Annotated in this window: 3 protein-coding genes; 1 reads left to right on the plus strand and 2 read right to left on the minus strand. The window is 74.1% G+C overall.

From position 1 onward, the window contains the following. The first annotated feature begins 354 nt into the window (after positions 1-354). Entirely contained in the window at positions 355-882 is a 528-nt protein-coding gene (locus ACH4J0_RS42995; RefSeq protein WP_396246632.1) for an SMI1/KNR4 family protein, read from the plus strand. An 87-nt stretch (positions 883-969) separates the two neighbouring features. Here ACH4J0_RS42995 and ACH4J0_RS43000 read toward each other — a convergent pair whose 3' ends face one another. Both ACH4J0_RS43000 and ACH4J0_RS43005 read right to left on the minus strand, forming a co-directional pair. Beyond that, positions 970-1,305, minus strand: coding sequence for a hypothetical protein (locus tag ACH4J0_RS43000; RefSeq protein WP_396246633.1), 336 nt, complete (start codon positions 1,303-1,305; stop codon positions 970-972). Between the two features lie 418 nt (positions 1,306-1,723). After that, complete coding sequence (locus tag ACH4J0_RS43005) at positions 1,724-2,461, minus strand: type IV toxin-antitoxin system AbiEi family antitoxin domain-containing protein (RefSeq protein WP_396246634.1); 738 nt, start codon at positions 2,459-2,461, stop codon at positions 1,724-1,726. Positions 2,462-2,803 lie beyond the last annotated feature (342 nt).

Raw genomic sequence — 2,803 nt, forward strand, 5'->3', positions numbered from 1 at the left:
CCCGTACCAGTGAAGTCAGGATGATCAAGAGATCACGCAGTGACCCGCTTTTGATCCGCCGTCCGTGGTCCTCGTTTCACCCGTCGCCGACACTGTTTGCGCTGGTCGGGCGCGCCGAGACAGCGCTCTCACCATGCCGACTTACCTAATCCGGGGCGCAGACCAGCGCGGCCACCTGCTCGCGCTTGGCCGGGGCGGGTAGCACCAGCGGGCCCAGCTCCTTCTCGGCGCGGTCCCGCTCGCACCGCGAACACTCCAGCCGGCCAGGACCGGCTCTCCCGGTCAGCTCCAACAGCCATCAGAACGCGTCCCCGCCGCACCCTAGCTGACACACGGCCCCGGTAGGTTCTGCGCGTGACAACGACCGATGACCGACGGTTCCCCGCCGGCCTGGCCGCCGCGCTGGCGGTGCCGTTCGACTACGACGGCAGCGAGGGCATCGACTTCGACCCCTTCGACGCCTTCCTCTCCGCCGAGGACACCACCGACTGGCTACGCCTGTGGACCGGAAACAGCGAGCTGACCGGCGACGACTTCCGCGTCTTCGGACAGAACGGGGCCGGCGGGTACGCGGCACTCTGGCTGGGCCGCCCCGGGCTACCACTCGCCGACCAGCCGGTCGTCTTCCTGGGGTCCGAGGGCGAGAGCGGCGTCGTCGCGGCCGACCTCGCCGACTTCCTGTGGGTACTCGCCGCCGGGTACGGCCCCTTCGAGGCCACCACCGGCCACCACCTCGACCGCACCCCACGCCCCAGCCCGGAACGAACCGCCATCGCAGAACGCTTCGCCCCCCGGCGCCGACGCCCGGCCGACACCATCACCGAACACGCGGGCCAGGAGTTCCCCGAATTCGACGACATCGTCTCCGACCTCTGCCGCTGACAGGGGGTCGAGAACGGCGGTGAGCCGGTCTTCGGTGTGCTCGCCAGCCTGCACCCGCTCGGCTGCCGCGAGGCCCTGCCCGGGGGTTCAGGGTGTGGCGGGAATGGTCCAGCGCGGGCAGGCGGGCTGATGGCGGTGGACCACGAAGACGGTGCCGCCGAGGCTGACGAACCGTTCGGTGCGCACCCGGCAGCACGGCTCCTCCCGCACACGGGCCGGGGCCGGGATGCCGGGCGCGGGGGCCTCCGGTGCGGGCCGCTGCGCTGCCGGCGTCGTCGGTGCGGGCCGCTGCGCCGCCGGTGCGGGCAGGCGGAGCGGTGCGGGGACGGCAGGCGGGCGCTGCGTGTCCAGCGTGCCCAGTGGCACTCCCAGGGCCTTGGCGCGGGAGAGGCGCCGGCTGCGACGGGGTCGAGGTGTCGTCATGGACGACAGCGTGCCCCCGCCGGGAACGGTCATGCGGGCCACGACACGCCCCCGTATCGCACCGGCCGCACGATGCGGGGAGGCCATCGGTGACCGGGGACGAAGACGGCCAGGGTCATCCGTACCCGAAGACGTCCTCACGGTGGCCGGGCGCGCACGCCCAGACGGTGGCGTTCACCTCGGCACCGGCCGCCCGAGCCCGGCCGGTCACGGGGCCGCCCCCAGGCGATGTCCGGGGGCGGCGGTAGGCTGCCGAGGCCCCGAGAAGGCACAGGAGGCCGCCACCCGCAGGTGGCGGCCCTCCGGCATCTCCGACCGGAACGGCCACGACACGACAGTCCGGATGCCGCACCCGGCGATCTCACCCGACCGGCCGGCGGTGCAGCCGGGGCAGGAACGCGAACCGGCCCCCGGCGGGTCAGCCGTCCAGTTGGGCGTACAAGCCACGGCCCGGACGCTGCGCCCGGCCGGCCTTCGCCAGACGCTCCAGCATGGTGCGGACCGCGTTCACGTTGTCCGCCGACTCCTCGATCCCCAGCCGGGCGGTCACCTCCCGGGCCCGCAGCGGTCCCTGAGCGCCGGCCAGCACGCCCAGCACACTGTCGGCGGTGGCACCGGTCGCCCGCCGCCCGGGGGCGGGTGCAGCCGTCTCGTTCGTCTCGGTGGACGGCTCAGCGCCGGTGCGCACGGGCCCGGCCCCCTTGGCTGCGGCCGCCTTCTTCCCAGCGGGAGGCCGCGCGCCGTCGGTGGTCTTCTTCACCACTGTCTTCTTCGCGGGTGTCGCTTTCTTCGCTGCGGCCTTCTTCCCTGCGGCCTTCTTCGCCGCCTTCGTGACCGTGTCCGTGCCCATGGTGGTCTTCTCGGCCGGCTCCCGGTCCCGCTCCGGCGCCGCCTCGGCCTCGGCCTCGGCCACGAGCTGCTCCGGCCGGTCCCCGACGATGGCGTCCGCCTCCGCCCGGACACCGCCCACCAGCGCGGTGTCCTGCGAGGCCACCAGTCCGGCCAGGGCCCGCAGGCCCTCGGTGGCGCCGCGTACGGCGTTCTCCCGCGCCACGGCGCCGGTCAGCTCGTCCTCCAAGCGCCGACGCCGGGCCTCGATACCGGTAAGTTCCGCCTCCAACTGGGCGATGGTCTCACTGAAACGGCTCTCTGCCACGCTTCCGTGGCCCGGCCCTCCGGGCCCCAGGCGACGCGCAGGTCGCGGGCATTCCTGTACTCGCCGCAGCAGGGCCGGGCCTGCGGGGAGCGACGGGGGTGCGCGCCGTCTGCTTCCCCGCCTTCGCCGCGCTCCCCGGGGAGTACGGCGCGCTGGCCCGGCGCCTGCCGGCCCGTGGCTGCTCCCGCACCGGATTCCGCATCGGATTCCGCCGCTGACGGACGACTGGCCGTCCGTCAGCGGCGGGTCTCGATCCGCAGGCCGCCCGTGGTCACCCGGCGGATGTGGTCGCTGGCCAGCACGTCGTGCGGCTGGCCGAGCTCGATCGCGCCCACCGCGTCC

The sequence above is a fragment of the Kitasatospora sp. NPDC017646 genome, assembly GCF_044329365.1.
Taxonomy (GTDB): domain Bacteria; phylum Actinomycetota; class Actinomycetes; order Streptomycetales; family Streptomycetaceae; genus Kitasatospora.